The sequence below is a fragment of the Litoreibacter arenae DSM 19593 genome (assembly GCF_000442275.2).
Lineage (GTDB): Bacteria > Pseudomonadota > Alphaproteobacteria > Rhodobacterales > Rhodobacteraceae > Litoreibacter > Litoreibacter arenae.
The window spans coordinates 1,343,284-1,364,407 of sequence record NZ_KE557306.1 but is presented as its reverse complement, the minus strand read 5'-3'; the positions used below and the strand labels follow the sequence as shown (position 1 = coordinate 1,364,407).

Here is a 21,124-nt window from a genome sequence, read left to right as displayed (position 1 = left end):
AGGGCGGCTTAAAAACCGCTTTTTGAGCATATTTGCCGCTTTTTGTGCAGGCGAAGCGGTACTCCAATCATTTTAGCGACGCCCCAAAGTGACGGGGGTTTCGCTTATGGCCGCGGGGTGTGCGGATCGTCTGAGGAATGTGCAGGAGGAGCGCTGAAATCGCTTTTCTCGTCGGTCGCGGCTATAGCCGCTGCAAAGACCGCGCTTGTCATTGAGGCTGGTGGAGAGGGCCTCGTGGAGGTCTGTTCACTGAGTTCTGCCGACGGGGGCTGAACAGAATCTGATGACGATCCGGTAGCCTTCGGAAGGTTCATGACGATGCCGTGCCGACGCCATAGAACGACGTCAAGCGGGCGGTACATGATGCGGTTTGGTGACAGTTCGATCGGCTGTATCGGCGGCAGGTTGATGTCCCCAGATTTCAGCTTCTTGCGAAAAGTCTCATAAGCATATCCGTATTCCGCAGCGAGATCTGAAATATGTATCAGGCCCTGATCCCAGAGCGCAGAGGCCAGATTTTCGATGCCCGAGATTTCATCGATTAGGCAGATCCGGCTGGCAGTATCATCGGTGTCGCAGGTGCCATCCCCGATGGCGCGGCTATGCGCTATTTTGAAGCTGTCCAGAGCAGTGTTTATCAACAACGGTTCCAGTCCATGGACTTGCCGAAACACATCGTATTTCCGAAATCCGTCGTCCCGTTTGGTCAGCGCAAACTTTGCTGCGATCGCAGGCACTGTATTTCGCGAGATGCCCAAATGTTCAGCCAAGGCAATGGTGGTTATACCCTCGTCAGGGTTGATCGCCAAATTTCCGCAGATTTGTTTTGCCATGTATCAGCTCCTTCTGGAGGAACTGGTGACAATGGCTGCATAGGCAAAATGCTACACCGCAAAATAGGTCGATTGTAGGAAAGCAGTTCAGCATCGAGTAAATACGGCTATCAGAGGTCCGGGATGAGCCTGAGACCTTGATAAAGGGCGGATTGCCGACATTCGCTGCAATTGCAGCTGTATGCCTTCGGTCCGGAAAAGCGGCCATTCAATATTGTAGTTTCTTCTTTCAAGGGAGCATCGCCGCTTCAACATTTGATTGATGTCACGTGGATATTCAAAAATTGAAAGCAGGGGCGTAGCATCTTGATACAAATAGAGCGCGTTCTAAGCCTTCAAAACTTTCAACGCCGCCGCTATTCATCAATTTTTGAAATTAGGCTGGTTTGATGCGATGTCTCGGCTGTTACTGGCTTTCAAAATTGAGCCTATCGTTTTTTTCCATGCAGTCCCGCAACAAATCAGGTCCGCAAATATTTAGCATGTTGCAACAACCAATTTTTGAAGAACGCCGGAGCGGACGATCCAGATGTGTTCTTGTCCAGACCAATTTCGTACCAGATACACCTTATCGCCCGTTGATCCACGGCGACAAGCTGGCCTGAAGATAACTCGCGCTCGCATAGTATATTATCTGCGAGGATAACGCCTTCACCATCTATTGCAGCATCAATCGCGAGTGAGAGGTCGGAATAAACCTTGCCAGTTTTCCAGCCAAGGCTTTGAGGCTCATGCGCCGCGTACCATTTGTGCCAGGTCTCTTTGCCATTGTCGTGAATGAGAGTTGCGCTGCTCCAGTCCACATGGGCATTTTGAGATGTGAGTTGGGCATTGAGGTAGGGAGATGCTGCGGGAAAGCCATCTATCGGAAACAGACGGTCTTTAATAATCCCGCTCCCGGGCATTCTGGTTTCGAAGTGAATAGCGATATCCGCATGCCCTTCGCCGATCTGCGCGGGGCTCCACGCTGGCCTTAAATCCACTTCGATACGCGGAAAAAGACTGCAAAACTCTGTGATCCGCTTGCGCAGCCACAAGGACGCAATCGCAGGTTCTGCGCTGACCACGACGGCCCCAGAACGGGTTTTGCGCAAAAGGGTTTCACTGGCGTCAGTAAGCGTTTGAAGGCCGCTCGCGACTTGCGGCAACAAGTCCCGCCCGTTTTCACTGAGCTCGACCCGGTTGCGATGCCTGATGAAAAGATCGGTCCCGAACCATGCCTCAAGATTTTTGATGTGCTGGCTGACAACGCTGTGGCTGACATTCAATTCACTGGCCGCTTTAGCAAAATTACAATGCCGTGCCGCAGCTTCAAAAACCCTAAGCGCATTAAGATGACGGAGCGTGTTCTTCATTAATTTAGCGTAGGTAAAACCTTCGCTGAGAGCAAGTTAAACGCGCTTTTGGTTTGAGGTTGATGGTGAGTAGCCTTCATTCAACGAATTGCTCCCTAACGCAGAACGGAAACCCGCATGGTCGCTGCCTTGTCCGCCGATAAATCCAATGTCTCGCTCAGCGTAACCGATCTGCATAAATCATTCGGGGCGCATGAGGTGCTCAAAGGTGTTTCCCTCAAGGCCTGTGAGGGCGATGTGATTTCTCTGTTAGGGTCATCCGGTTCTGGCAAAAGCACATTCCTGCGCTGCATAAATCTATTGGAAACGCCGACATCCGGTTTGATCACGGTCCATGGTGAAGACATCAAGATGTCAAAGGATCGCCAAGGCGCGTCACACCCGACCGACCCAAGGCAGGTAGAGCGGATTCGCGCCCGCCTCGCGATGGTGTTTCAGTCCTTCAATTTGTGGTCACATATGACTGTGATGGACAATGTCATCGCGGGACCAATCCATGTTCTGAAACAGTCGCGGGCCGAGGCGATTGAACACGCCAAAGAGGTGTTAGAACGCGTCGGAATGTATGAGCGCCGCGATTACTACCCATCTCATATTTCAGGCGGTCAGCAGCAACGCGCAGCCATCGCCCGTGCCTTGGCCATGAAACCCGAAGTTATGTTGTTCGATGAGCCGACCTCAGCGCTTGATCCAGAACTTGTGGGGGAAGTGCTCAAGGTTATCAGGTCGCTCGCCGAAGAAGGACGCACGATGGTTGTTGTCACCCATGAAATGGCCTTTGCGCGCGACGTCTCGTCCGAAGTGATCTTCTTGCATCAGGGGTTGATCGAGGAACAGGGGTCACCCGCACAAATGTTCAATGACCCAAAGTCCAACCGCTTCAAGGAATTCCTGTCGACTACCAGACAGTAATCCGGTGCTTAAGCATCAAACCTAAAATCAAGCCGAAACAAGGGAGTACTCACATGATTATCAAACAAACACTTCTCGCCTCCGCCGTTGGTGCATTCGCATTCATGGCCAGTACCGCCACCGCGGACACGTTGCGTATGGGTGTCGAGGGCGCTTATCCTCCGTTCTCGCAAAAGGAAGCTGATGGGTCGCTGTCCGGCTTCGACATCGAAATCGCGCTGGCCCTGTGCGAAGAGTTGAAGCGCGAATGCGAACTGGTTGAGCAGGAATGGGACGGCATGATCCCGGCACTGATCGCCCGGAAATATGACGCCATCGTCGCTTCGATGTCGATCACCGAAGATCGTAAGAAGCGCGTCGATTTTACTGAAAAATACTATGATACGCCGTCGCGGTTTATTGCCAAGGAAGATGCCGACTTTGATATGACGGCTGAGGGCAGTAAGGGTCTTAAAATCGGTGTTCTGCGCGGCACGACGTTGCAATGCCATGTTGAGAAAGCCTTTCCTGATGCGGACTTGCGTCTTTACAACACACAAGAAGACGTCTTTGCCGATCTGGTCGCCGGGCGTCTGGACCTGCAGCTTAACAATACCCTGCAAGCCATAGACGGTTTTCTGAACACCGATCAGGGTCAGGGTTTTGCTTTTTATGGTGAAAACATCGACGATCCCGAATGTCTCGGTGAGGGTACTGGCATCGCTGTGCGCAAAGGTGATGCGCTTGCCGATGAGCTGACCGCGGCGATCGCAGCGATCCGCGCCAACGGCACCTATGCCGCGATCAACGACAAGTATTTCGACGTCGACATCTACGGCAAGTAATCCTGCAGAAATCACGCGACAGGGGAGCCTTGCTGTTTCCCTGTCGCCCAACATTCCCCATTGACGGACAATGCATATGGACGTGATCTTTGAATACAAACAGATCCTGATCGAGGGTACTCTGGTCACGATTTCGCTGGCGGTTCTGTCCCTGCTTTTGTCCATTGTGTTGGGCCTGATCGGTGCCTTTGCCAAGCTTTCATCTTCTCGTGGGGTCCGGCGCGCGGGCAATATCTATACTCTTTTCGTGCGCAGCGTGCCTGACCTTGTCTTGATGATGTTGATCTTTTTTGGCGGCCAGACATTACTGAGCCAGATCGGCGGATTGACGGGCCTTTGGGATTATATTGAGATCAACCAATTTGTAGCCGGGGTGCTGACGCTTGGCTTTATTTTCGGGGCCTATATGTCTGAGACATTTCGTGGTGCGATCCTTGCCATTCCGCGCGGCCAGATCGAAGCAGCGATGGCCGTGGGCATGAAACCGGGTCAGATATTCCGGATCGTAACATGGCCGCAAATGGTAAGGTTTGCACTGCCAAGCTTTACCAACAACTGGTTGGTGCTGGTCAAATCCACCGCACTTGTATCGGTGATCGGCCTGCACGATCTGGTCTGGAACGCCTTTTCGGCCGGACGGTCTACGCACCAACTGTTCAGCTTCATGATTGCCGTCATGGTCATCTATTTAGTCATCACGGGCCTGTCTGATCTCATCCTGCGCAGGGTTGACCGGAAGTACGCCGCTGGCGTGAGAAAGGCATAGACGATGGAATCCGAACGCAGCTTTTACGAATACCTTCAAAGCTTCAGCGAGACGCGGTCCCCGATTGATTTCGTGTTAATCTACGACAACCTGCCGCGGTTCTTTGATGGTGCATTGGTCACGCTTCAACTGACATTCCTCGCTCTGCTTGTGGGTGGATTGATTGCTGTGCCACTGGCCATCGCGCGCGCCTATCGCAAGCCGTTCCTAAGCCCGGCGATCCGTGTCTATACCTATGTCTTCTGCGGCACGCCGCTCTTGGTTCAGGTCTATCTCTTCTATTTCGGCCTCGGACAATTCACCGCCGTTCAGGAAAGCTTCCTGTGGGATCCGATCCTCAGCAATCCGTGGTGGTGCGTGATCATCGCCTTCACATTAAATACCGCCGCCTATACCACCGAATTCCTGCGCGGCGCGATTGAGGCGACACCTCACGGTGAAGTCGAAGCAGCCAAGGCTTGTGGCATGTCGCCGTTTACCCGGATGCGGTTGGTGGTTTTGCCCAATGCGTTCCGCCGCGCCCTGCCGGCCTATTCCAACGAGGTCATCTTCACGCTGCATGGGTCTGTCATCGCCAGCACTGTCACCTTGCAGGATCTGTTGGGTGTGGGGCGCTGGCTGAATGGCCGTTACTATCTGGCCTATGAGGGGTTTTTGACGGCGATGGTGTTCTATATGGCAATCGTCTTCCTGATCACCTTTGTTTTCCGAATGGCCGAAAAACGCTTCCTTGGGCACTTGCGGCCCCGTGAAGCGCCCGCTCCTGGCAGCGCCAGAGTCGCGGCATGACCGGCGGTTCCCACTACTTGATCCACAAAATCTCATATCACTTCCTGTAAGAGGCAACACAATGACAATCTCAAAAAAACGAGACTTGATCGAAGGGCGCGCGGCGCTGATCGTCATCGACATCCAGAAATCCACTTTTGCGCCAATTCCCGACGACAAACGTGCCATCGCTCATATGCCGGACTATGCAGAGCGCATGTCGCGTTCCAAAGTGGCAATCGACAAGGCGCGCGAGGTCGGCATTCCGGTGGTATTCATTCAGGAAATTCACCGCGCCAACTTGATCGACATGGGCCGCGAAACCGATGGGGACGAGGACGTGCATTGCCTTGATAGCAATCCTCTGACTGCCTTTGCTGAAGAAGAGTTGGGTATGCGCCCTGATGATTATCGCATTTCCAAACGGCGCTATTCAGCATTCTACGGCACTGATCTGGAAATCCTGTTGAAAGGTCTCAAGGCGGAGACTCTGATCCTCGTGGGCGGCTTGACCGATGTGTGCGTACATTACACCTTTGTTGATGCGCATCAGGGTGACTACTTCTGCCGCGTGATCGAGGATTGCGTCGCCGGTTCAAGCCGCGAGGCGCACGATGCCTCGCTCAAAGCGGTAGAGTACCTGCAACACGGCGCAGTGCGGTCGTTGGATGAAGTGTTGGACGCGATGCAAACCAACGCGGCAACCGATGCTGCCTGATAAAACGCTGATGGCGGTCGGCCTTGCGCTGGCCGCCTCCGCGGTCCTTAGCTTCATAGACAACTTCGTTGCCCCCGTCAGCCAAGAGGCAGGCCTGTGGCAGTTTCAGGTGTTCCGTACCCTGTTCGCCGTCCCACTATTGCTGGTGGCAGCGCGGATGTCGGGGCGTGTGATACGCCCGGTCAACCTGCCTCGGCTGGCGGGCCGCAGCGTTGCGGTGTCGGTCGGGTTATTGATCTACTTTGCCGCGCTCGGAACCTTGCCTGTGTCACAAGCAGGGGCTGGTCTGTTTAGCGCGCCGCTTTGGGTGGTATTGTTGTCCGCCCTTTTGTTCCGTCACGGGATCGGCGCAATCGGGGCCTTCGCCGTCGTCATCGGTTTCATTGGCGCTTTGATGCTACTGCAGCCCGACTTTGCGAATCTGACCCCGTTGTCCGTGATGCCACTGGCCGCCGGTCTATTCTATGGCCTCGGCATGATGTTGACCCGCCATTGGTGCAGTGACGAAAGCGCAATCACGCTGGCAATCGGGATATTTGCCACCATCGGAGCGGCTGGCCTGATCATGTTGGCAGTCGTAACGATCTGGCCCGGCGATGCCTTCATCACCGCGCCCTGGACTGCCCCGAGTGCTCGCTTCCTTTGGCTCACCTTGTTCCAAGCCGTGGGTGCTGTAATCGCGGTTACATTAATTGCCCAAGCCTACCGGATCGGGAATCCCGCCGTGGTCGCCGTATTCGAATACTCGTTCCTGATTTTTGCCAGCCTCTGGGCATTTCTGCTTTGGGGCACGGCAACCAATCCACTCGCCTGGGCGGGGATCGCTGTAATCCTGCTCTCTGGCATCATGATGGCCCTCAGCCAGAAAGAAAAAGCAAATGCCCCCATCGCCGTCTGAACTCGCCTATGTGCCCTTCGTGTCCGTCGAAAACATGATGGGCCTTGTCCACCAGATTGGGATCGAAAAGGTCCTGTGTGATCTTGCCGATGCTATTGAGGCCGACTTCAAACGCTGGGAGTTATTCGACAAGACACCGCGCGTCGCCAGCCATTCTGCAGTGGGCGTTATCGAATTGATGCCGACATCTGATGGAGAGATGTACGGTTTCAAATACGTGAACGGCCACCCAAAGAACACCAAAGAGGGGTTGCAGACGGTCACCGCATTTGGCCTGCTGGCGGATGTGGACACAGGCTATCCGAAACTCCTGTCGGAAATGACCGTGCTGACCGCATTGCGCACGGCCGCTTCTTCGGCAATGGCAGCACGGCACCTTGCACCCAAAGGCGCACGTATCATGGCGATGATCGGAAATGGTGCGCAGTCGGAGTTCCAGTGCCTCGCGTTCAAGGCAATCTGCGGCATCGACACTGTGCGCCTGTATGACATCGATCGGTCTGCTACAGTGCGTTGTTCGGCCAACCTGAAACGACACGGCCTGACCATTGTGTCTTGCACCTCGGGTCAGGAAGCGATGGAGGGGGCAGAAATCATCACGACCTGTACTGCGGACAAGCAGAATGCCACGATACTGACAGATAATATGGTCGGCATCGGCGTGCATATCAACGCGATTGGCGGCGATTGCCCGGGCAAAACAGAGTTGCACCGCGATATCCTGTTGCGCTCCGAAATCTTCGTGGAATACCCGCCGCAAACCCGCATCGAAGGCGAAATTCAGCAGCTGGCGGACGACCATCCCGTGACCGAATTGTGGGAAGTGATTTCTGGCAAGGCCAAGGGTCGCACTGACGCAAAACAGATCACGCTGTTTGACAGCGTTGGCTTTGCGATCGAGGATTTCAGCGCATTGCGCTATGTGCTGTCGGCGATCAAGGGCACGCCGTGGTTCTCCAACCTTGATATGGTCGCGGATCCCGACGACCCCCGCGACCTATTCGGCATGTTCGAACGCGCGAACCAATAAGCTCTGGCAGTAAAGGATCGGTAAGTGGCTTGGTTTCTCCTTGTTCTCGCAGGCCTGTTCGAAGTGGGCTGGGCCGTCGGGTTAAAATACACCGAAGGTTTTACGCGGCCCTGGCCCACCGTGCTGACGGCGGCTTCAATGATTGTCAGCCTTGTCCTTTTGGGGCTCGCGTTGCGCAGCATCCCTCTTGGGACAGGCTATGCGATCTGGACTGGCATCGGCACCATCGGCACGGTGATTTTTGGGATCGTCTATTTTGCTGAACCAGCGACCGCTGTGCGGTTGTTCTGCGTGTTGCTCATCCTTTCGGGGATTGTCGGCCTGAAACTCGTCTCAACCACCTGACCAATAAAAAGGACTATACAATGACAACTTCGATTTCCCGAATACACACCGGCACGCGCATGTCTCAGATCGTCACGCACGGCGATACGATTTATCTGGCCGGACAGGTCGGAAACCCCGGCGACAGCGTAGAACAACAAACACGCGATTGCCTTGCGTCGGTCGAAAAACTGCTGGCAGAGGCCGGATCCGATAAAGATCACATGCTTCAGGCAACAATCTGGCTGGCGGACATGGCCGATTTCGCCGAGATGAACGCGGTCTGGGATGCGTGGGTGCCCGAGGGTCATGCCCCGACCCGCGCTTGCGGCGAGACCCGGCTTGCCACGCCGGAATACAAGGTCGAGGTCATTTTGATTGCTGCGCGTAAGTAATGCCCGCCGGTATACCCTTCATTGACGCGGCATCCCTGCCGTCCGGCTTTGGCTGGACAGATGCCGTTGACGCGATTGCAAAGGGGCACACCCGTGCCCCCGCGCAAATAACGGATCAATTCCTGAACCGTAGAGAAGACAGCTTTGTGAACCGCGCCGCATGGATTGAGGGGTTCGGCGTTGGGGTGAAATCCTTCACCGTTTTTCCCGACAATGTGCATCATCAAAGGCCATCCGTGCAGGGCGCGATGCTGATCTTTGATGATCAAACAGGCGCGCCGCTGGCCGTCGTCGACAGTGGCTTGGTAACCTATTGGAAAACGGCCGCGGATTCCGTTTACGGCGCATCTCTTTTGGCCCGCCCTGATAGTAAGACACTTTTGATTGTGGGGTCGGGCATCGTGGCGAACAGTCTGGTCGGCGCATATTCTGCACTTTTTCCGGGTTTGGAGCGCATTTTGATATGGGGACGAAACCCGGAAAAAAGCCGCGCGCTGGAAGGGCTACACGCGCATCAGAAAGCCGCCGTTGAGGCAATTGAGGATCTTGAAGCGGGCGTTAAACGGGCTGACATCATTTCAACAGCGACAATGAGCAAACAGCCCGTTCTTGACGGAAAGTGGGTCGCGCCCGGTACCCATGTCGACCTGATCGGTGCCTTCAAAGCTGACATGCGTGAAGCCAACGACGCATTGCTGACGCGTGCAGAGATCTTTGTTGATAGTTTTGAGACCACGCTTGGGCATATCGGCGAATTGCTGATCCCATTGAACGAAGGCACCATTCGCAGGTCCGATGTGCGCGGCGATCTTTATGATCTGACACAGCGCGCGACCGGCCGGAGAACACCGGACTCCGTCACCGTTTTCAAAAACGGTGGCGGTGCGCATCTTGATCTGATGATTGCCAAAGCACTGTCGAATTGGCGTTCGTAAACCCACAACCCTTAACCCGTATTTCTGGCCATCGTGGCGAATTCTTATTCATGAGAGTTTCCTGTCCAAATTAACTTCTCGATGAGACTACGCCATTGTTTCCCAAATCCTCTGCGGTGTAAGTAGCCAAAAACCATATTTCGCTCTTTGTGGCATAGGATCTCTCATGATCTCAAACATTCTAACAGGTCGTAAAGCGAACATGCTGGGTAGCATCTGGATGATCGCATCAATGGCTATTTTTGCCATAGAGGATGCTTTTGTAAAAGCCGCGTCTATCGCGTTACCCGTTGGTCAAATCCTGATTATCTTTGGCTTGGGTGGTGCGGTGATGTTTGCCAGTTTGGCCCACCTAAAAAATGAACCTTTGTTTATCAAAGACGTCGTCTCGCGGCCAATGCGCATTCGCGTGGTATTTGAGATCATTGGACGCCTGTTTTATGTTCTTGCCATTGCGGTGACGCCATTGTCATCAGCAACTGTAATTTTACAAGCGACACCCTTGGTTGTCGTGGCAGGTGCAGCCATGGTGTTTGGCGAAAGGGTTGGATGGCGCAGATGGTTTGCAATCTTTATCGGTCTGGTTGGTGTCATCATTATTATTCAGCCCGGAACCGATAGCTTTTCAATGCTATCGGTTTTGGCAATCATCGGTATGATCGGTTTTGCGGGCCGTGATCTGGCAAGCAGAGCAGCTCCAGCAACGCTCAGCACATCTATTCTTGGACTTTACGGGTTCTTGTCGATTGTGGTTGCTGGGTCGATATTCTCGATCTGGCAAGGTGCCTCATTTGTCCTTCCTGATATTTACACGTCCTTTAACTTAGTCGGTGCCATTCTGGCGGGCGTCGCTGCGTATTCTTGCCTTATGAAAGCGATGCGCACAGGCGAAGTATCTGCCGTGACCCCCTTTCGTTACACAAGGTTGCTTTTCGGGATCACACTCGGTGTTGTGCTATTTGGGGAAAGCCTAAGTTCTACGATGCTGCTTGGATCCGGGTTGATCGTCTCTTCAGGCTTGTTCATTATCTGGCGGCGCAACGCAGTCGAATAACCATTGGGTGTGTCATAGTTTGACAAAGCAGACCTCGGACGAGCTGAGATGCTGCACTTCTTTTCCAATGTCGGCTTTTAGAAAGCGACGCTGCAACATCTGACCAGTTCGTCAACGATCTGATGAAAGTAGTGAAAGACCTAATCGCTTGGCCGCATCAAGCGCGGCCACCTTATGCAGGGGCCATGCTTGCGTCAGCCCTTCGATGATCAACAACAGCGCGATATTGGCTCCCTTCAACGCGGTCGCCGCTGCGGCCTTTGCCGCGACCTCTGCCTTGTGACGTTCCAATAAAGCGCGGAGAGGCCGGCTTCTGGGTTCGGCGGCCACCGCAGCATGAAAGAGGCAGCCATGCGAGCTCTCGGTCGCCATCCAGTTCCCGACGCGGGTCAGTATCGTATCGAGCGCCTCGCTCGGGTCCTCTGGTAGGTCATCAAAAACGCGGGCGAGATAGCGCTGGTGCCGGTTCTCCAACGCAGCAAGCACCATTTCCGCCCGGGACGGCGTGTACTTGTAAAGCGTGCGGAGGCTCACGCCCGCAGCATCCCGCAGATCCTCGACGCTGGGCTCGGCGAAGCCCCGATTGGCAAAGGCACGCTCAAGCCCTGCGGATATCTTGTTCATCATATCGCTCATACTTGACGATGTAGAACGATCGCTCTACCTACGCAAGTAGAGTAATCATTCTACACCGGAGTATGCCACAATGACACTTCCTGAAACGATGAAAGCTGTAATCCTCACGGGCCATGGCGGGTTGGATAAGCTTGAATGGCGTGACGACGTTTTGGTTCCGCGACCGGAAGCTGGCGAGGTATTGATCCGTGTGGGCGCGTCGGCGGTGAACAACACGGACATCAACACCCGAACCGGCTGGTATTCGAAAGCGGTGCGGGGCGACACCGGTTCGGCTGCGACAGAGGGCTATGCAGGTGCCTCTGATGCCGACGGCGCATGGTCCGGTGCGCTCAGCTTTCCGCGCATCCAAGGTGCGGATTGCTGCGGTGAGATCGTTGCGGTTGGTGACGGTGTGGACGCTGCGCGGATCGGTCAGCGCGTGCTGGTGCGGCCTATGCATCGTCCAACCGGTGCTGGACCAGATGCGCTTGTGACCTTCGGCTCGGAGCGCAATGGCGGCTTCGCCGAATACACCACCGCGGGCGACGAACACGCATTGCGGATCGAGAGCCCCCTTTCGGATATCGAGCTCGCGTCCTTTCCTTGTGCATACTCCACCGCCGAAGGCATGATCCAACGCGCCGGTCTGGGCATCGAACGTGTGCTGATCACAGGCGCATCTGGCGGCGTCGGCTCGGCGGCGGTGCAACTGGCCAAGCGGCGCGGCGCGCATGTCACGGCGTCTACCAGCCCTGCGAAGATGGACGCGCTGAAAACCCTCGGCGCGGATGCGGTGATAGACCGCAACGAAGCTCATCCGGATGAAGCCTTCGACGTCGTGCTCGACCTTGTAGGTGGGCCGCGCTGGCCCGAACTGCTCAATGCGTTGGTGCCACGGGGGCGCTATGTGACATCGGGCGCTATTGCAGGACCGATCGTCGAGCTTGATCTGCGGACGCTTTACCTCAAAGACCTGACCCTCATCGGGAGCACCCGGCAGGACCCACGCGTGTTCACTGATTTGGTCAGCTACATTGAAGCGGACGAGATCAGGCCCGTGGTCGCCGAAACCTATCCATTGGCCGACTTGCACGCGGCGCAGAAGGCATTTCTGGAAAAGTCGCACATGGGCAAAATCGGTGTGGTGATCGGGGGCTGACAGCCACGAGGATGAGATCGGAGCCTATCACAAGAGTTAGCATCGGGGAAAAAATCCGAACCGGACCTTCGCTGCAATTGCGCTTCTATGGCAGAGCATCCTGGAAACCGCCATTGAAATACAGCCAGAAGCAGGCACTCAGTGGTGGCGCATTTATGGTTATAGCTTGAGGAGGAGTTCTGAACCGCACGGGACGCAGTGTCGCGTGCAAGGTTGTGGAGCCGGTATTGAGAGACCGCCGCACCCCTATGGCTGCGGCGGTCTATAGGTCCGTCAGGCGAATTCGACACCGTTTTCGGTCATCGGCAGGTGTGTTACCAGATCACGCCCGGAGGCTGCGATTGCGTTCGCGAGTGCTGGGCCCGCCGGCGGTGTGCCCGGTTCGCCAATGCCTGAGGGTGCTTCGTTTGTCTTGACGATATGCACCTCGATGGCCTTGATGTCGCGCATCCGCAGCGGTTCGTAGTCGGGGAAGTTTTGCTGCACTACGACGCCGCCATCCAGCGTGATCTGATCGCGCATGATGTGACCGACGCCAAAGCCGATCGCCCCTTCGACCTGGGCTTTGATGACGTCGGGGTTCACCGCCACGCCACAGTCGACGGCTGCGGTGTATTTCTCGATCTGAACATAGTCATCTTCGTCGATCGAGATTTCGCAGATCTGCGCACAGTAGGTACCAAAGGATTTGTGCACAGCCACGCCGTGGAAGTGCCCGTCGGGCAACGGCTTGCCAAACCCGGCGTTCTCGGCAGCCAGTTTCAGGACGTCAGCTTTGCGTTTTTGATCAGCTGTGTCGCCGGGCAAATACGCAAGACGGAAGCTGACGGGATCCTGACCGGCTGCTGCGGCGGCCACATCCATCATGGTTTCCATGACATAGGCGTTATGGCTGTGACCGACGGAACGCCAATAGTTAACGGTTGTTGCCGGGGCCGCGTCCGTCAAGCCGATGTGCATTCCGGGGATCGCATAGGGATTTTCTGCCGTCCCTTCCACCGAAGAAATGTCCACACCGTCTTTGACATAGAAAGCCTCGAAGGGCCCATCTTTTGCAATGGATTGACCCGCCACGCGGTGATCCCAGCCAACAATCTTGCCCGCATCGTCCAGACCAACCCGAACCTTGTGCGCATAGGCCGGGCGGTACCAGCCACCGGCAAGATCGTCTTCGCGGGACCAGACCAGCTTTACCGGGCGGGTTTGATCGGTCATCGAAAAGGCCAGTGTCGTTTCGACGATATAGTCCGCGCCTGCGTTGAAGCGACGGCCAAAGAACCCGCCTGCATAAAGGGTTTTGACCTGAATCTTGTCCATCGGGATGCCAAGGATCTGGTGCATCGTGGCGTGGTTGATGGTTGGACCCTGCGCGCCATCATACATGATCACGCCGCCGTCTTCGGTGGCCGCAATTGTGGCTGACAGGGGCTCCATCGTTGCATGGGCCAGCATCGGCAGGAAGAACTCGCGCTCCACGACTTGGGCGGCTCCCTCCAGCGCTGTGGATGCGGCACCCAATGTTGTTTCGGATGCCTGCCACTGCGGCTCAGTGTTCACAGCTGCCAGCAGTTGTTGCTTTATCTCGTCGCTGCTGCGGGTTTCGGCCTTGCTCAGATCCCACTCCACCTCGATCGCGTCACGCGCTTGAAACGCGGCCCAGGTGTTTTCGGCATAAGCCACCACACCCGCGCCGTTGGGCAGAGCCTTGGCCATGATGAAGCCCGTGACGTCCTTGGCGGCACTATCGTCGAACGAAGCGACAGTCGCACCATATTGCGGGATGCGTTTGATCGCGGCAACCATCTGGTTATCCAGTTGGATATCCATGCCATAGATGCCTTCGCCGTTGACCTTGTCATGGCTGTCGCGGCGCGCTTTTTGGGTGTTGCCGATCTGGGTCCAGTCTTCGGGGGCCTTCAGGACAGGCTCGGCCGGCACCGCGATCTGCGCAGCGGTGGCGATGAATTCACCGATCTGGCCCTCTTTGCCCGCGCCTGAAATGACGCCATTGGCAAGTGTCAGCTCAGAGACGTCCACGTCCCAATCCTTGGCCGCGGCTTGCAACAATACGTCACGCGCGGCCGCGCCTGCGGTGCGATATTGCATGAACGAATTGGCCATCGCGGTCGATCCGCCCGTGCCCTGCAGCGCGCCAAAGAACAGGTTGTTGTAAACGGCGGTATCCGAAGGGGCCATTTCGAAGGTGATATCGCTAAGCTCCATGTTCAGCTCTTCCGCGATCAGCGTGGACAGGCCCGTAGAGGTGCCTTGCCCGCCTTCAAAGTGCTTGATGACGGCTGCAACTGTACCATCGGCATAGATTTTCACGAAGGGCGTAATGGCTGTGCCTGCCTCCGACGTCGAAGCGGCAAGCGCGCCCTTGGGGTCAATGCCAACGGCCAGAACGGCAACGGCCGCACCTGCACCTTTGAGGAAACTGCGGCGGGATGTGTTGACGGTCATGGCTTAACCCTCCACGATTTCTGAGGCGCGCTGGATACCGGCGCGGATACGTTGATAGGTGGCACAGCGGCAGGCGTTGCCATCCATGTATTCGTCAATCTCTTCCAGCGTTGGCTTTGGCGTTTCTTTCAACAAACCCACCGCAGACATGATCTGACCAGACTGACAGTACCCGCATTGCACCACGTCGAGCTCTTTCCAGGCTTGCTGTACGGCAGCGCCGATCTTGTCGTCGCCAATCGCTTCGATGGTGGAAACCTCGGCGCCCTCGACGTCTTCGACATAGGTCTGGCAGGACCGCGTCGGTTCGCCGTCGACATGCACGGTGCAAGCGCCGCAAGACGCAACGCCGCAGCCGAATTTGGTGCCGGTCAGTTTTAGTTCATCCCGGATCACCCACAGCAATGGTGTGCCGGGTTCCGCTTCGACAGAGCGTTCGGCCCCGTTAATCTTTAGCTTGATAGTCATTGTCGATCTCCATCTGGCAATACGATTGGAATGCAGGTAAACTGTTAAGTGTACCTATATAACGCAAATAACCACAGGTAAACCCGCAAGTTTACCCTGTCGAAAAATTGGCAATTCCTGGACGTGATGTGTAGACTGGCAGTATGAATGAAATCGTTGAAAATTCAGTAGATAAACGTGAGGCAATCCTGCAGGGCGCGTTTGAAGAATTCTGCGAGAATGGGTTCCTTGCGGCCAGCATGGACCGTATCTCCAAGCGAGCTGGCGCGTCGAAACGCACCGTGTATCGGTATTTTGAAAGCAAGGAAGTGCTCTTCCAAACCCTGATGCTGCGCCAATGGAGGGTCATCGCGGACAACCTGAAGGTCAGCTACCAGCCCGGCATGGATATCCGAGAGCAACTGATTGAGATGGGCCGTGCGCAGGCGCGACTGTACACTTCGCCCGAAGTCATGACCGCCAACAAGATGCTGATGGGCGAGATCCTGCGGGATCCGGAACTTGTCAGGGAAATCCAGAATGAAGTCGACTATACGGCGTCCTTTGAACAGTTGTTCAAAGAGGCCGCCGCCGACGGGGTGCTGACCATCGCAAATCCCCGACAAGCGGCCGAAGAATTCATATCATTGTTGAAGGGCAAGGCGTTTTGGCCGTTCATGTTGGGGGCGCCCTTGGTCAAACCTGACGAAATGGACGCCATGATTGACCAGTCGGTTGATATGATGATGAATCAATACGGAGCCTGAGAAATCACGGCCTATGCGACCCGCCACAGCAGGAAATCGAGCATCGTACGACCTGTGACGCAAAGCGAAAATTCCGCAACGCAGTGCCGATCATAATTTTTTGAACATGCCATTGGCCCTTGTGTCATTCAGATTTTTCAAACGAACCGCTGATGATTTTGGCAAATCAGCCGCGAGAGTTGCAGCGGCAAGCTCGGCCGCCGCTGCAGGCTCATCCGAGCCATTGCCTTGAAAGCCAAATGTTGCGGCGGTCGATTGCGATCCGCGCCCGGCGCAACTGGTGGGGGTTACAGTCTGGCGTGCCAATCCCGCACGGCTACACCGATCTCATCCGGAGAGTCTTCCTGAATGAAGTGCAGGCCGGGTACCGTCACTTCGGTGATGTTCGGCCAGCTGCGCACGCGGTCGCGTACCACCCCCGTGATCAGCACGCCGGGGTCCGCATTGACGAAGAGCTTGGGAATTGATGTCTTGCCGAGCCAGTCAACATAGGCATCGACGATTTCGGTCACGTCCGCTGGCTGTCCTTCAATCGGGATCTGGCGCGGCCATGTCAATGTGGGGCGGCGATCTTCGCCCGCGTTGGCGAAGGGTCGGCGGAATTCGTTCATTTCTTCTTCGGTCAAATCCCGCAGGATGGAACCGGGAACCAGCGCTTCGACAAAGAGGTTCTTTTCGAGAACCATCTCCTCGCCAGCAGGCGAGCGTAGGGCTTGGAACATTTCGCGGGCGCGGTCGGGAAACTGGTCTCAGCTATCACGGGTTTCGACGATTGCTTCCATGAAGGCAATGCCTTTGACGGCCCCGGGATGCGTATGTGCCCAATGGAAACCCAAACCTGAACCCCAGTCATGGATGACCAGTGTGACGTTGTCGGTGACGCCCAATTGTTCAAGCAAAGCAAACAGATATTTGCGGTGTTCGACGAAGGTATAGCTGTCCGGGCCAGAATTATCGAGCTTGTCACTATCGCCCATGCCAATCAGGTCTGGCGCGATCAAGCGTCCCTTGCCTGCAAGGTGGGGCATCACATTGCGCCACAGATAAGACGACATCGGATTGCCATGCAGGAATACAATCGGATCGCCGGTCCCTTCTTCGATATAGGCCATCTGCTTACCATGGACGGTGGAAAATTTCTTTTTGTCGCGGAAAGACGTAGTCATGTGAGCACCTCGGGCTTGTGTTTGAGTCGGGGCAGATGTAGAAGAACGCCCATTCTAAAAAAAGGTGTAGAATGCCCAGAGCGAAATCCCAATCCCGCGAAAACCTTTTGGACAGTGCGCTCAGCACATTCTGGAAGATAGGCTACCACGTTGTTTCCATGGGCGATCTGGTGCGCGAAACCGGCGTGAGCCGAGCTGGAATCTACAGCGATTTTGGTGGCAAGGAAGATCTGTTCCATGCCTGTCTCGACAGGTACCAAGACACCGTCGTCACTCCCGCCTTTGCACCGGTTGAGGCCGAAGGCGCGGGAATCGAGGGCATTCAAAAGTATTTCGATAACCTTCTGGCGCGTTTCGAGGACTCGGGCGGCTTTGGTATGGGATGCCTTGTGGGCAACACACTGTCCCAGATCCCCGAAGATGCGCAGGAAACCCGCCAAAAGCTGCGCGCGCATAGCGATCGCCTGACGGCAGGCTTTCGCAAAGTGCTGACTCTTGAGAATGGCGATCATGGTCCATTGAGCGATGCCGAAATCGAGGCGCTTGCGCGCTATACCACGATCTCGGTGCAGGGCATTTGGTCCTACTCTCGTCTGACAGGAGATGTTGCGGAATTGCGCGCGGCGTCTGACATGCTCATCGCTGTGTTGAAAGCCCGGCTTCGGGGAACACCGGATTGATGCCGCCTCTGCCAGTGGGTGATTTCCGGTTCATTGCACTGGATGTCGAAACCGCCTGTGGCGACAGCGCCAGTATTTGCCAGATCGGGATCGCCTGCGTTGGCTTTGATGACAGCATTCTCACATGGTCCACCTATGTCGACCCGCTTATGCCGTTCGCGCCCTTCAATGTTGACCTGCACGGGATCGGGCCGGAGACTGTGCGCGGCGCCGGAAGCTTTGCCCAGACCTGGCCCCAAATGTGGCCGTTGCTGTCACGCCACCCGATGGTGCAGCACAGCAGGTTCGATGAACATGCGATCAACGCCGCGTGCAAAGCGCAGGGCCTTCCGCGACCACGTCTGACATGGCACGACAGCGTGACCATCGCGCGCAGGGCTTGGCCCGAATTGAAGGGCAACGGCGGCCACGGTCTGGCCAACCTGAAACAGGTGTTGAACCTTGACTTTCACCACCATGACGCAGGAGAAGACGCCCGCGCCGCTGCGATGGTAGTTCTGCGGGCGCAGGCCACGACCAAAGACCACCGGCTGTTCAAACCCGTGCAACTGTCACTCCCTTTGTAAGGGCGGCCCACCCGCCGTTTGCCTTAGCCCCAGCCAAAGCTTCCGATAATTTCGGGTCCGCCAAGGCGACGCTCAGCGGAACCGAAACCATTTGAACTACCGTCCAAGGCCAAGCTCATCACGAGCATCCGGGTGTCGGAGAGGAGATCCAGTTTAAGTGGCTACGTGGCAGCTTTGTCCCGCGTTGGGTCAGTTCGGCCCGCATCACGTTTTGCTCTTGCAGCAAAGGTCGGCAATGTGTGCTGCAACCGCCGCATCGAAGGACTGGGGCGAATGTCGCCTTTGGGCCGATGTAGCTTGCATCGGGAAGGCGATTGCCTAATTCGCAAGGTCTACGCTCTTGACTTGACGAAAGCAGAGGCTTTCATGCCGTGCATGAATGACCTCTCAAAACACTCGCTGGATGACCTAACAATTGACGAGTCCTCGCGGCCCAAAGCGCCGAAGGTTCCGGCAGCAACGGACATGCACCGCCGCCAAGGTCGACAGCTGGCGGCCATCCACCGTCACTATCTGATGGAGATGGCCCAAATTGGAGCGGTGTTGGCGCGGATTGAAGCGGGAGACGCTCCGCCCGAGAATCTGAGGCAGATCGTACTTTCACTCGATATGGCGGAGAATTTACGGGCATTCGGAAACCTTTGCGGACGCGAGTGCCAGGTGCTCAAATTCCACCACGACATTGAAGGTTCCGATATGTTCCCCCGGATCGAGGCGGCTGGTAGAGGGATGTTTCGAGAGGTTGTCGCCAAGCTGCTGTCAGAGCACGAGGTGGTCCACGAGTTGCTCATCCGCCTCGGTCGCGCTGCTGACGCGCTGATGGAAGATCCAGAAGAGGCAAACTTCGTTCGTGCGGCCACCACGTACCGAAAACTCGAAGAGGTCGTACGCTCCCATTTTGGCTATGAGGAGACGGAACTGGCGGAGGCCATCGGATATTACCTCGGATCGATCTGAAGCCGCATCCGGAACAGCTATGCATCGTCTGAAGAAAATGCAGTTTCGGAGCGCGTTCTTCCGCGCTGCAGCCGGTCAACGGTCAAAATGCTGCATGCAGTATGAATGGCAGCAATAATGGGCCGCACCGCAGCGTTGAAGCTTCGAGCGAATGTCCGCTGTGGGCCGGTAGGAGCCCTCGTTACCAACATGCTGCGGAGCGTCGAATGGCTGCTTACTTCAACTGAATCGATTGCGCCAAGTCTCACAACGTTGCGCATCCCGCGTGTCATAGGCTTCTAAGGCATCAGCAGGGCTGAGAACAAACTGCTCTTCACGGTCTTCACCAAGGGCTGTCAGGCGCATTGAGTACCATGCGGTGACACCTCCGCGCGGCGGGGCATCGAATGTTGGGAATTCAGGATCACCGCCAGCATCGCTTAACCACGTATTGGCGAGAGATGCATTCAGCACCATTGCACGGGCAAGACTGATCGCATCGGCAGACCCATCTGACAAGACTTTTGTTGCTTGATCCCTCGTCTCAAAACCGCCCGTCAGCATGATCGGAATGGACGTAATCTGCTTTGCCTGCATGGCGAAGTCGATGAAGTAGGGGTCGGAAGAAGACGTGCCTTCTGAGCTTGATGCAGCGCCGGGGAAATAGGTGCCTCCGCTGATATCGATCAGGTCCACAGATGTTTCATCGAGCAATTGAACGATCTGCAACGCTTCGTCCGTCGTCAAGCCGCCTTCAAGCTTGTCGGTCGAGTTGATCTTGATGCCAATCGGAAAAGCTGGTCCTACAGCCTGCCGAACGGCATCGATAACCTCGCCAATAACGCGAAAACGTCTTTGGACCGTGCCGCCATAAGCATCTGTCCGATGGTTGAACAGCGGTGATAGAAACTGGCTGAACAGGAACCCGTGACCGGCATGAATTTGAACGCCGCCAAATCCAGCTTTATGTGCGAGGCTCGCCGCTTGTGCGTAGGTTTGGGGCAGGCCGTGGATGTCTTCCAATGACATCCCGTCACAGCGAAGTCCTTCGACATCAAGGGGAGAGGGCCCTTTCGGGTCGCTGATCGGCCCGTGCGCCAATGCTCCTGCGTGACCGAGCTGTGGCCAGATATTTGAACCGTTGGCCGATCCGCGCCTCGCCAATGCTTTCAGTGCAGTCAGGTCTGCGTCTGGCGCCAGCACGAGATTGCCGGGTTTTTCCGGATAGTGTGGATTTGTCTGCACCTCACCGATCAGCGATAGCGCTGCACCTCCTTCGGCCCATCGCTCATACAAGCGCACTTGCACCTCGGTGGGATTGCCCGCGCCGTCACCAAGGGAGTCGGACATGGCAGACTTCACAAGACGGTTCTTCAACCGCACACCACAGGGCAGGTCCAGTGGTTGACCAAGCAGGTTCTTCGCATCGTTGCCAATCTTATTCATGTTCACTCTCCATCGGAATATTTCGATATATCGTTTCAATTTGGCAAGGCTCAACTTGAAACGG

The 21,124-nt window shown here is 55.8% G+C and carries 24 protein-coding genes; 16 read left to right on the top strand and 8 right to left on the bottom strand.

The genetic code is table 11. The features are described 5' to 3' along the window. Nucleotides 1-104: 104 nt before the first annotated feature. Both THALAR_RS06720 and THALAR_RS06715 read right to left on the bottom strand, forming a co-directional pair. Nucleotides 105-833 (bottom strand): hypothetical protein, encoded by a 729-nt coding sequence (locus THALAR_RS06720; protein WP_021100754.1) that lies wholly within the window; start codon nt 831-833, stop codon nt 105-107. Between the two features lie 461 nt (nt 834-1,294). Further along, nucleotides 1,295-2,188, bottom strand: coding sequence for a LysR family transcriptional regulator (locus THALAR_RS06715; RefSeq protein ID WP_040817338.1), 894 nt, complete (start codon nt 2,186-2,188; stop codon nt 1,295-1,297). Between the two features lie 117 nt (nt 2,189-2,305). Between THALAR_RS06715 and THALAR_RS06710 the strand changes: the two genes are divergently transcribed. From THALAR_RS06710 to THALAR_RS06660, 11 genes are all read left to right on the top strand, one after another. After that, entirely contained in the window at nt 2,306-3,100 is a 795-nt protein-coding gene (locus THALAR_RS06710; protein ID WP_021100752.1) for an ABC transporter ATP-binding protein, read from the top strand. 53 nt (nt 3,101-3,153) lie between these two features. Further along, entirely contained in the window at nt 3,154-3,924 is a 771-nt protein-coding gene (locus THALAR_RS06705) for a transporter substrate-binding domain-containing protein (protein ID WP_021100751.1), read from the top strand. A gap of 76 nt (nt 3,925-4,000) precedes the next feature. After that, nucleotides 4,001-4,690 (top strand): ABC transporter permease, encoded by a 690-nt coding sequence (locus THALAR_RS06700; RefSeq protein ID WP_021100750.1) that lies wholly within the window; start codon nt 4,001-4,003, stop codon nt 4,688-4,690. 3 nt (nt 4,691-4,693) lie between these two features. Then, entirely contained in the window at nt 4,694-5,479 is a 786-nt protein-coding gene (locus tag THALAR_RS06695; RefSeq protein WP_021100749.1) for an ABC transporter permease, read from the top strand. 61 nt (nt 5,480-5,540) lie between these two features. After that, nucleotides 5,541-6,176: a cysteine hydrolase family protein gene (locus THALAR_RS06690; RefSeq protein WP_021100748.1), complete on the top strand. Its 636-nt coding sequence runs from the start codon at nt 5,541-5,543 to the stop codon at nt 6,174-6,176. Next, nucleotides 6,166-7,074, top strand: a complete 909-nt coding sequence (locus tag THALAR_RS06685; protein WP_021100747.1) for a DMT family transporter — start codon at nt 6,166-6,168, stop codon at nt 7,072-7,074. The genes THALAR_RS06690 and THALAR_RS06685 overlap by 11 nt, the downstream gene beginning before the upstream one ends. Then, nucleotides 7,055-8,104, top strand: a complete 1,050-nt coding sequence (locus THALAR_RS06680) for an ornithine cyclodeaminase (RefSeq protein WP_021100746.1) — start codon at nt 7,055-7,057, stop codon at nt 8,102-8,104. Before THALAR_RS06685 ends, THALAR_RS06680 begins: the two co-directional genes overlap by 20 nt. Nucleotides 8,105-8,128: 24 nt before the next feature. Continuing rightward, nucleotides 8,129-8,449, top strand: coding sequence for a quaternary ammonium compound efflux SMR transporter SugE (gene sugE / locus THALAR_RS06675; RefSeq protein ID WP_021100745.1), 321 nt, complete (start codon nt 8,129-8,131; stop codon nt 8,447-8,449). A 20-nt stretch (nt 8,450-8,469) separates the two neighbouring features. Beyond that, on the top strand, nt 8,470-8,823 hold the full coding sequence (locus THALAR_RS06670) for a RidA family protein (protein ID WP_021100744.1): 354 nt from the start codon (nt 8,470-8,472) through the stop codon (nt 8,821-8,823). Further along, nucleotides 8,823-9,758 (top strand): ornithine cyclodeaminase family protein, encoded by a 936-nt coding sequence (locus THALAR_RS06665; RefSeq protein ID WP_021100743.1) that lies wholly within the window; start codon nt 8,823-8,825, stop codon nt 9,756-9,758. Before THALAR_RS06670 ends, THALAR_RS06665 begins: the two co-directional genes overlap by 1 nt. A 166-nt stretch (nt 9,759-9,924) precedes the next feature. After that, nucleotides 9,925-10,812 carry a DMT family transporter gene (locus THALAR_RS06660; RefSeq protein WP_021100742.1) on the top strand — a complete coding sequence of 296 codons (888 nt, stop codon included), beginning with the start codon at nt 9,925-9,927 and terminating at the stop codon, nt 10,810-10,812. 111 nt (nt 10,813-10,923) lie between these two features. Here the strand turns inward: THALAR_RS06660 and THALAR_RS06655 are convergent, their stop codons facing one another. Then, complete coding sequence (locus tag THALAR_RS06655) at nt 10,924-11,448, bottom strand: TetR/AcrR family transcriptional regulator (RefSeq protein WP_021100741.1); 525 nt, start codon at nt 11,446-11,448, stop codon at nt 10,924-10,926. Nucleotides 11,449-11,518: 70 nt separating this feature from the next. Here THALAR_RS06655 and THALAR_RS06650 point away from each other — a divergent pair, with 70 nt between their 5' ends. After that, the gene (locus THALAR_RS06650; RefSeq protein WP_021100740.1) at nt 11,519-12,589 is read left to right on the top strand and encodes an alcohol dehydrogenase family protein; all 1,071 of its coding nucleotides are present in this window, start codon (nt 11,519-11,521) and stop codon (nt 12,587-12,589) included. A 273-nt stretch (nt 12,590-12,862) separates the two neighbouring features. Here THALAR_RS06650 and THALAR_RS06645 read toward each other — a convergent pair whose 3' ends face one another. Next, on the bottom strand, nt 12,863-15,052 hold the full coding sequence (locus THALAR_RS06645; protein WP_021100739.1) for a xanthine dehydrogenase family protein molybdopterin-binding subunit: 2,190 nt from the start codon (nt 15,050-15,052) through the stop codon (nt 12,863-12,865). Nucleotides 15,053-15,055: 3 nt separating this feature from the next. Continuing rightward, nucleotides 15,056-15,520 (bottom strand): (2Fe-2S)-binding protein, encoded by a 465-nt coding sequence (locus tag THALAR_RS06640; RefSeq protein WP_021100738.1) that lies wholly within the window; start codon nt 15,518-15,520, stop codon nt 15,056-15,058. 143 nt (nt 15,521-15,663) lie between these two features. Here THALAR_RS06640 and THALAR_RS06635 point away from each other — a divergent pair, with 143 nt between their 5' ends. After that, complete coding sequence (locus tag THALAR_RS06635) at nt 15,664-16,266, top strand: TetR/AcrR family transcriptional regulator (RefSeq protein ID WP_021100737.1); 603 nt, start codon at nt 15,664-15,666, stop codon at nt 16,264-16,266. 287 nt (nt 16,267-16,553) lie between these two features. On the opposite strand, the gene THALAR_RS18810 is transcribed toward THALAR_RS06635, so the two are convergent. Together THALAR_RS18810 and THALAR_RS18805 are read right to left on the bottom strand one after the other, a co-directional pair. Continuing rightward, nucleotides 16,554-16,988 carry a hypothetical protein gene (locus THALAR_RS18810; protein ID WP_245622362.1) on the bottom strand — a complete coding sequence of 145 codons (435 nt, stop codon included), beginning with the start codon at nt 16,986-16,988 and terminating at the stop codon, nt 16,554-16,556. Between the two features lie 27 nt (nt 16,989-17,015). Continuing rightward, nucleotides 17,016-17,378, bottom strand: a complete 363-nt coding sequence (locus THALAR_RS18805; RefSeq protein WP_245622360.1) for an alpha/beta fold hydrolase — start codon at nt 17,376-17,378, stop codon at nt 17,016-17,018. A 125-nt stretch (nt 17,379-17,503) separates the two neighbouring features. On the opposite strand from THALAR_RS18805, the gene THALAR_RS06625 reads away from it, so the two are divergent. From THALAR_RS06625 to THALAR_RS06615, 3 genes are all read left to right on the top strand, one after another. Beyond that, nucleotides 17,504-18,112, top strand: coding sequence for a TetR/AcrR family transcriptional regulator (locus THALAR_RS06625; RefSeq protein WP_021100733.1), 609 nt, complete (start codon nt 17,504-17,506; stop codon nt 18,110-18,112). Further along, on the top strand, nt 18,112-18,678 hold the full coding sequence (locus THALAR_RS06620) for a 3'-5' exonuclease (protein ID WP_021100732.1): 567 nt from the start codon (nt 18,112-18,114) through the stop codon (nt 18,676-18,678). The genes THALAR_RS06625 and THALAR_RS06620 overlap by 1 nt, the downstream gene beginning before the upstream one ends. 375 nt (nt 18,679-19,053) lie before the next feature. Then, entirely contained in the window at nt 19,054-19,635 is a 582-nt protein-coding gene (locus THALAR_RS06615) for a hemerythrin domain-containing protein (RefSeq protein WP_169788520.1), read from the top strand. Nucleotides 19,636-19,854: 219 nt separating this feature from the next. Here THALAR_RS06615 and THALAR_RS06610 read toward each other — a convergent pair whose 3' ends face one another. Beyond that, the gene (locus THALAR_RS06610; RefSeq protein WP_021100729.1) at nt 19,855-21,060 is read right to left on the bottom strand and encodes an oxidoreductase; all 1,206 of its coding nucleotides are present in this window, start codon (nt 21,058-21,060) and stop codon (nt 19,855-19,857) included. Nucleotides 21,061-21,124 lie beyond the last annotated feature (64 nt).